At 35.2% G+C, this 7,380-nt stretch carries 7 protein-coding genes; 3 read left to right on the top strand and 4 right to left on the bottom strand.

Translation table 11 applies throughout. The features are described from left to right. Positions 1-41: 41 nt before the first annotated feature. The 3 genes from CUS_RS07465 to CUS_RS07455 form a co-directional block, all read right to left on the bottom strand. Positions 42-1,370 carry an SPFH domain-containing protein gene (locus CUS_RS07465; RefSeq protein ID WP_002849043.1) on the bottom strand — a complete coding sequence of 443 codons (1,329 nt, stop codon included), beginning with the start codon at positions 1,368-1,370 and terminating at the stop codon, positions 42-44. A gap of 17 nt (positions 1,371-1,387) precedes the next feature. Further along, a complete protein-coding gene (locus CUS_RS07460; RefSeq protein WP_002849045.1) occupies positions 1,388-2,245 on the bottom strand; it encodes a zinc ribbon domain-containing protein in 858 nt (285 codons plus the stop codon). A gap of 560 nt (positions 2,246-2,805) precedes the next feature. Then, positions 2,806-3,153 carry a hypothetical protein gene (locus CUS_RS07455; protein WP_002849036.1) on the bottom strand — a complete coding sequence of 116 codons (348 nt, stop codon included), beginning with the start codon at positions 3,151-3,153 and terminating at the stop codon, positions 2,806-2,808. 181 nt (positions 3,154-3,334) lie between these two features. Here CUS_RS07455 and CUS_RS07450 point away from each other — a divergent pair, with 181 nt between their 5' ends. Next, on the top strand, positions 3,335-3,571 hold the full coding sequence (locus CUS_RS07450; protein WP_002849047.1) for an antitoxin: 237 nt from the start codon (positions 3,335-3,337) through the stop codon (positions 3,569-3,571). Continuing rightward, positions 3,568-3,975: a type II toxin-antitoxin system tRNA(fMet)-specific endonuclease VapC gene (gene vapC, locus CUS_RS07445; RefSeq protein WP_002849040.1), complete on the top strand. Its 408-nt coding sequence runs from the start codon at positions 3,568-3,570 to the stop codon at positions 3,973-3,975. The genes CUS_RS07450 and vapC overlap by 4 nt, the downstream gene beginning before the upstream one ends. A 76-nt stretch (positions 3,976-4,051) precedes the next feature. Here vapC and CUS_RS07440 read toward each other — a convergent pair whose 3' ends face one another. After that, entirely contained in the window at positions 4,052-5,986 is a 1,935-nt protein-coding gene (locus tag CUS_RS07440) for a dockerin type I repeat-containing protein (protein WP_227945387.1), read from the bottom strand. 175 nt (positions 5,987-6,161) lie between these two features. Between CUS_RS07440 and CUS_RS07435 the strand changes: the two genes are divergently transcribed. Next, entirely contained in the window at positions 6,162-6,875 is a 714-nt protein-coding gene (locus CUS_RS07435; protein WP_002849041.1) for a hypothetical protein, read from the top strand. The last annotated feature ends 505 nt before the right edge of the window (positions 6,876-7,380 follow it).

The following is a 7,380-nucleotide window of genomic DNA, read 5'->3' as shown; positions in this document are numbered from 1 at the left end:
TTTTCTTTTTAAAATCCAGTTTTGAAGTCAATGCAAAATCATTATGGTATTGGTGGAACATTATTTACAAAAATATCCTGCAATTCATAAACTGATCCTGCTGCTGTCCAGTCAGCCATTCCTTGTTTCCAAACAAGAGTATTCTTATTGATCCTTCCATCAATTGCCATTTGAGATAATGCCTGTTTGTCAAATTCACCTGCGTCCTGCCCATTAATAACTATATGATATCTAGCATTTGGTATAGGCGGCGGTACCGCACCGTTCATCGATTGGGTATTCATAGCATTATTCATTGCGTTTGCCATGTTCTGACTCATAGCTTCACCCATCATCATGCCCGCCATCATACCCATAGGGCTGCCGCACCCGTCACCTGCGCTGCCCATACTAGCAAAACTGTCAGCGGCTGCATAGGCAATATCAGCTTGACGGTTTACCTGGTGTGCTGCAAAATTGTTTGATTGAGTGTTCATGTGCCTTGCATACTGGTCTTCCTCACGCTGACGGCGCAGAGTGTCTTCATAATGCTCGGCATTTATCCGCTGGGTATCACGCATATTCTGTATATCTATCTCTGTCTTCGCCCGCACCCTTGTATTGTTCTGATTTCTGGTGATATACATAAGCTGTGAATATCCCTCTGAGGTCTTATCCAATTCTATGGCATTTATCTCAAAAGCACTCAGTACGACACCGTATTCAGCATTGAACAGAGACTCAAGCTCATTAAAAACTTCGTCTCTTATCTTACCTATCAGCCCCTCTACATGAAGCATCGAAACACCATAGTTTGCAGGTGCATTCATGACGGCGCTTTTTACCCTGCTTGTCACAGAATACTTTACTTGTTCTGTAAAATTTTCAATATTGAAATTATCCAGCCTGTGCAGTTCAATAAAGTGTTTATATCCATTTTCGCCTGAGGGGATATGAAAGTTGAACGCTCCCCTTACCGCTACAGGCACACCATATTCGGGATAACGGGAGTCGTATATATCAAAGAAAGGTACAGCAAACTTCACCTGTATGATCTTAGCTAGGTTTATGAAGTAGACCTCAGCACGATAGGGCGCTGAACCATTATATAGCAGACTAAGAAGATTTGAAAGAATAGGCAGATTAAGTGTATCAAGCTTTGTTTCAACAGGTCCGTAAAGGTATTCTTGCTCAATACCGTTTCCTTGATTATAAACAAATACCGCTACAGAACCAGATTTTACAGATATTCTTGAACCTTTGCGTATAGCGTTTTCCTTACGACTTGTCCCGGCACTGCCGCCCGGACTCCATTTCCATATCAGATAATCTTGCTCATCACAGCGGATAACGTCCATCAATCCGCCTTCGTTTTTATTGAATATGCCCATGATAACCTCCTTTGATTTTAACTAATAGAACTAAAGATTATAAAAATCAATCTAAACGAAAAGGCTAATCCTGAAAGAAATTTCACAAGAACAAAAGGTCTTTGCTTAAATAAATACTTCTTATAGTTCTGTAGGTAGTTTAAATGCAATGATTTAATATCCTGGTATAGCTGCTCAACTATAGTATCATTACCTAGTGATACTCTTGATTTAGAATATAATTGTTCAGCCTTATTTAGCCATATATTTGACCAATATAAACTATCTTTATCGGCTTTTAATTCTGCTGTTATTCTAATTTTGTTTTTAATATATTGCAAAAGTTCAATTATTGTTTCTGAATCATTTGGATAAACAAAGTTTTCAATAAAATTGGATTTTCCTAACTCTGATTGAGTTAATACGGGAGGAGTTTTATCATTTGTTGGCTGCTTAAATAATAAAATAATATAAATGAAAACAACAGGAATAAACCAAAACATACTAAAAAGAGTCAAAAAACTGAATATTGTTAACAATATTATTGTAATGCCACTAGGTTTGTTTTCCTTGGATTTCTTTTTGATATAATAAATATCATTCTTTTCGGTAGGTATTTGCGCGTCAAAGCTCTGGATTTTACTTGAGAACCTTTCAAGTGTTGGATTTATCAAAGTATTATTAAATTGAAATCCGCATGAATTGCACACAGTAGCTATGTTAGGAACTATTTCATTACATACCGGACATCTCCTGATGTTACCAACATAGACGGTGTCTCTCGATGAAGAGTAGTTATTATAGTCATATCTTGTGTTATTAATCATTTTACCACAACGTTTGCAAAAATCTGAATCATCAGTATTGAATTCTCCGCAATAGTTGCAATAAGCCATAGAATCACCTCCAGTTTAATTATATATTTATTAATATAGTATATCACGAAAACAATAAAGTGTCAACAATGAATGATTACATCTGATAAATTCAAATGTATTTTTGTAATATATATCAAAACATGTATAGCGTTTTTATCTCATATATCAATCAGTAAACATATCTTGGTACCTCGCGGTAGAACAATTAGTCAATTTCTAATTCTATTCGAAATATTACTCTATTTTCAATGGAAAAAGCGTTATAACCAAAGTGGCTAAAACGCTTTACTTATCATATTCATAATTAATTCCGGTAGATACTGCTACAGGTTTATTGTTACTATTCAGAACGGAGATAGTTACCCGAAGAGTTCAGATATTATACAACATATTAGGCGTATTGTCTGCCAATCCCATCGCAAAGAACGTATTCACCTTTCTCAAGGACAGATTCTAAAGAACTACATCCTATGAGAATGGATACCATCAATACCACAACATACAATAAAGTATCTTTCTCTTCATGATTACATCCTCCTTGTACTTCAAAGAAGGAATAATTTGAACATATAGTGTTCTTAACATATGTTGTAAAGATATTTTCCATCGACAATATCGTATTTTACGCTATGCCATCCCGAAGGTTTAATGTACCCGATTTTTCCTCTTTCTTCTGTAGGCATAAGTTCTTTTCCGATACAAGCCTCAGCGATTGTGCATCTTCCGAGTTTATCAAGATCTCCGTATTTTTCATAAGGAAAAACATTTGTCTTTTCTTCATCAGAAAAATACGGAATGTTATTATTTACTATTACATAAGGTTCATCGTTAAATTCAAGCTGTTCAATTTCTGATGCTGAAACTGTGATGATGCAGGTAAAAGCTATGATGATCATTGCAGTAATATATAAAAAAATTTTCTTCATAAAAAAATTCCCCTCTTTTTTTTATTTGTAGTATAATTATACGAGAAAATTACATTCCAAAAAAATTATATATAATTAAAAATGCGTTTACCTATTAGAAGATAATTTATATCAAAAAAATCTTCATACAGCTTGACAAAATATATACTATGGTATATACTAATATCAGGAGGTGATCGTAATGATGACAGCAAGATTATTTTCAAATGGAAACAGTCAGGCAGTCCGTTTACCGAAAGAAATGCGATTCGATGGTTCGGAAGTGTATGTACACAAAATTGGCGATAGCGTAATGTTAGTACCTAAAGATAAGGCTCTTTCGACATTTCTTGAGAGTTTAAGTGAATTTACAAATGATTATTTTGAAGCGCTTGACTCAAGGCCCAAAGAAATAGAAAGTGAGAGAGAAAAATTATGAGATATATGCTGGATACTAACATGTGTATATATGCTCAAAAAAACAATACAAATGTTATAAATGCAATCAAAGAACACTGGCAGGAAGGATTATGCATTTCATCTATAACTTTAGCAGAGCTGGAATATGGTGTACAGGCAAGTGTGAATGTCAACAAGAACACGATCGCTCTTGCTAAGTTTTTAACGATAGTTGATGTGCTTCCCTTTGATGACGGTGCTGCTATTGAGTATGGGAAAATTTGTGCCGATTTAAGAAAAAAAGGTACACCGATAGGGACTATGGATATGCTGATTTCTGCTCATGCGAAATCAGAAGGTTTGATCGTAGTTACAAATAATACCAGAGAATTCAAAAGAGTCGAAGGATTAGGACTTGATAATTGGTACGTTCAGAACTCATAAAATTACAAAATGCACCTCTGTTTTATAAACAAAGGTGCATTTATTATTTGTCTCACGAAATATTTCTATGTTCTGCTTAGCTATTAAGGGATTTTAAACCCTTAACATGTGCTGCTATCTTTATAATATCCGTTACATTTATATCTCCATCATAGTTTACATCTGCTCGCTTTTGTGAAGTGCTGTCCAGTGCCTTTATGTTTTTTACATGAGCTGCCACTAAAACGACATCGGTTACATTAACTTCACCGTCGCCGTTAACGTCGCCTCGCAGTATCGTTTTGCCGTCAACTATATTGAATTTTTTAGTGACACTTCCTTGATAGTTTCCTTTGAAATTTATCACTGCTGTTGCTGTTCCTATGTTTATATTATTAGTATATTCTACTGTATAATCCACCCCATACAGAACAGCTCGTCCATCAGATAGGCGGATCTTATCATTAAACGGTGTAACTGCTTTTCCTGTGTAAGCAACCTCGATATTATCGCCTTTTATTTCAGATATTTTGGCAGGCACGATACTGAATCTCACATAAGTGGTCCCTGTATACTTTCCAATACCTGTAACAGTAAAATTACCTGCGAGGAAACCTATCGCTGTATTGGCTCCGTATGATATAGTATAATCTACATCTTTCTTTAGAGTTGTCTCTTTTCCGTTTTTATCCTTTATTATAAAAATAGGGTCCGGAGTGATCTGTCTTCCTGTATACTCCTTGTCGCCTACGGCATAGTCACTGAAATTCAGAACGATTTTATTGTTTTTCTGTGTAGTGCCTGTTGCTGTGCAAGAACTGATGTACGCGCCGATACCGTACACTGTTATTTCATAGCTTACCGTAGTAACACCATCTTTTTCTGTTTCGCCGGTTTTAGTAACCGTATATGTGTAATCAGTGTTTTGTACCAGTGTTTTCCCATTATCAATGACTATGAGTTTCACAAACTCTCCGTCCGAAAATACAGGCGTAATACTGCATGCAGCTATACTCTTTTTGGTCGTATCAGATATTTTATGATTATCGATCTTATACGAAAAACTCCCCGCATAATCTCCCAAACCGATGAACATGCAGTCGTAACTTCTGTAAGTAATGCCCGCCTTTGTTACATCCGATGTTTTTATCGTTACCTTATAGTCCTTATTCTCAGTCAGCGTTTTTCCTTTGTATTTTACGGTAAAAACAGGGTCCTCGCCTTTAAAAGTTGGCTCACTGATATCGCATTCTGTAAAATCGATCTTATTATTTATATCATCTACGGAATTCGTAAATATACGAGTCGTTTTTCCTACATAGTTGCCCATTCCCTGTATCTCGACAGTAAAAGAGTATTCTGTTCCTCCTGAATATTTTTTGCTGCTGCCGGACGTTTTGATAACCTTATAGTCGATGTTTTCTTTAAGTTCTATTCCGTTATATTTGAATATGTATTCCGGAACAGCCGGATTTTTAGAAAAGTCGGCTGTGGCTTTTAACATGTTAGTATCTGTTATGTCATAAATAACGGAGGATCTGATATTCAGCTCAGAGATAGTCGTATCTGATGTTACACCTTTATTGTGTATTACACAATAATAAGTTCCGGAGGAAACATTCGTGAGTTTTATCTGTCCTGTTTCATCAGTTTTTCCTGTATAATCGTATCTCCCTTTAATATTTCCGTTTGAATCAACAAAAAGCAGCGCTACTTTTTTTGAGGTAGCTGTCATGCTAAGTGTTATATCCGCCTGCTTAGTCAGATTCACTCTCAGTCCACAGTATTCAGGAGAATTGTTTCTAAGTGTAGCCGGATTATACATGGAACTAAAACTCATATCTTCAGTGTCCATAAGGTAGATGTCGCTGATCGCTATCTTTTCAGAAGAAGTCGAAGCATAAATGCCGGTCGTTTCGGAATACAGAGATTTTGCTTCCGCATTCTCAGCTGATGCTGTTACTCCCATTGAAAATATGACTGATAGAGATAGGATTTCTGCTAAAAGTTTGTTGATTTGTTTGTTCATCATGAACCATTCCTTTCGATTTTTTCATTTTTTTGAACGTATAATTATAATAGCAGAAAATTCACTGAAATAAAAATCAATAGTATTTCGTTAAAAGTAAATAATCTAGTATAATTATATAGATGAAAAAAAGCAGACTCCACATGGTTCAGTAAAAATGTAAAAAGAAGGTATTATAATGGCGTACAATTTTAGATTTTCTCCCGCAGGCAAACTGGGAAAATGGGCTGAACTGGAAAACCGCATCACCATACTAATAAAAGCACAAAATCCTGCTATTGGGTGTTCTGTTTTCTCGTCCATGGCAAGTGAAATAAATCCTTATTCTTTTCCGCTATTTACTAATCATTATAAATGCGAACTATCTCAAAAGTATCTTGTGGATGTTTCTGTCAGCGACCATTCCGATAACGTACATAGTGGTATTATAACTTTTTGTTTGCCGGATTTTTTACAAGAAGCTAAAAAAATGCAGTTTGTACACAGCAACGATTCTAATGTCATATATTATAAGATATGCTCAGCAAATTCAGCCGGGACTTTATCTTTTTACAACAATGATAATAATGCTCAACAAAAGCATTTTCATTTACAAGGGAATCCCGATGACAAGATCTTTGTTGATACACATGAAAGCCCTTGCTCCTACAGTCAACATTTAATGGTTGATGATAGATATATTTCCATTTATGATAATATCCGGAATAAGTATCTGGGAGTTAAAGTAGTTTCTGTTATTGAACAAAGAAATGTAGAATCCGGCGAAGTAGAAATTTTGCAGGTTCGATTTCAATACTCCGAATATAACAATCAAACGACGATAGAAAAATTCATCGAACTTTTGAGTTTAATTACCAACGATAAAATGTGGTTTGCATCAAAAATTATTTGATCAGTTAAATTGGATAGCATTTTTGCCTTTGCCTCAAAATCAAAAGTTTCTCTATATCTTTCGACCATCCTTCCTATTCTCTTTCAGGGCAATAGGCAATAATCACATTCAGGGCAAAAATGATAGCCACAAACAGAATATCCAACTTTGCCCCAAACTGTCGAGGCATCTTTAATATTTTCATATCGAAGTTACAGTCGGATTTTTCATTTAGATGATCCTTTACGCATTCTGTATTAAACTAATAATCTCTGATACTGGAAAAATCAAATACTAATTCATCCTTAAACTGGCGAAAATTCTTTACAGAAAAGAAAGTAATCATATAAAATCCTCCTAACTAAATGACTCCCTATATAACAATTGTATTATATCACATACACTAGGAAAAATCAATCTTATCCGAAAAAAATTACGGATAATTATGTACGACTATGTGTTCTACGCTTATGGTACTATACTGCTGTAATCAAAAAAACGTCCCTCCGAAGAGAGACGCTTTTTT

Origin of the sequence: Hominimerdicola alba 8 (assembly GCF_000178155.2) — a bacterium.
Lineage (GTDB): Bacteria > Bacillota > Clostridia > Oscillospirales > Ruminococcaceae > Hominimerdicola > Hominimerdicola alba_C.
The sequence above is the reverse complement of the archived record's forward strand: the minus strand, read 5'-3'. Positions and strand labels throughout refer to the sequence as shown.